This window comes from Cupriavidus sp. 05T41 (assembly GCF_056396525.1).
Genome location: NZ_JBFTLQ010000198.1, coordinates 1 through 1135, shown reverse-complemented (window position 1 = coordinate 1135; position 1135 = coordinate 1). Strand labels below are relative to the sequence as shown.

The 1135-nt window shown below is 76.5% G+C and carries 1 protein-coding gene; it reads right to left on the bottom strand.

Going from position 1 to position 1135, the window contains the following annotated elements:
* Positions 1 to 1135, bottom strand: a 1135-nt coding sequence (locus AC1DKV_RS40450; protein ID WP_477139764.1) for a FecR family protein, incomplete at both ends; no start/stop codon positions are given.

Genomic DNA, 1135 nt, shown 5'->3' with positions numbered 1-1135 from the left:
TCGACGGACCGCACGCGCCACCACCAGCGCCCCGGCGCCAGCGGCCGGCTGGCCGCGGGCGCGGCCGCGCGCGCCTGCACGGCGCCCTGGCTGAAGTCCGCGTCGGCGGCCACCTCGAATTCGTACTGCGCGGCGCCGGCGACCTCGGCCCAGCTGAAGCGGGTTTCTTCGCCGTAGGCCGTGCCGTCGCGCTCGGGCGCGAGCGTGAACGGCGCCGGCGGACTGAGCCGCACCACCAGCGGCGCCACCGTGGCGGCACCGCCGAGCTGGCGCGCGTCCAGCGCGCTGACGCCCAGGTAGAGCGTGCCTTCGGGCAGGTCCTGCAGCCCGGCCTCGGCGCGACGCACCAGCTGCGAGGACAGCAGTTMCGTTTGCTCGGCATCGCGCGAGACCACCACCCGATAGGCAGCTGCCTTGTCCACCGGCGTCCAGCCAACCGTGACGCGGCTCGCCAGCAACGGCGACGGCAATGGCGACAGCGCCGGCGCGGGCAACAGCGCGGCCGGCCGCGCCAGCACGCCGGCGGCCGATACGCTGAYGCCGTAGCCGGCCACCAYGGCGGCCTGCTGGCCGCGCCGCGAGCGGGCCTGCACGCGGCCCTCCAGCACCGCGCCCTGGCTGGCGCCGTCCGCCGTGCCKACGCGAAAGCGCGTGCCACGCACGCCGGTCACCAGCGACGGCGTGCGGATCTCGTAGCGTCCCACGCCGGTGCCGCGCGGCGCCACGCGGGAATCCACCTCGCCCCGCCCGACGCCGATCACGGTGTCGGTCAGCCCGMTGCGTGCGAACACGCGCAGGCGCCGGACCTCCACCGCGGAGCCCGGCGGCACGCTGATACGCGAGCCATCGGCCAGTTCGATGGTGAGCGCGGCGCCGGCATCGGTTTCCAGGCGCGCGCCCTCGGCCAGCGTCATGCCGGCCTGCAGCGCGCGGCCATCGGCGCGCGCCGCGCCGGTGACGAACACCACGCGCGCGCTGCCGGCGGCAACCGGAATGCGCGCCAGCGGAATGCGCAGGCGCATGCCGGGCGGCAGGCKGTACGGGTCCGCCACCCGGTTCAGCGCCTGCAGCTCATGCCAGCCGCCGGGACTGTCCATGAACTGCCCGGCCACGCCGATCAGGGTGTCGCCCGGGC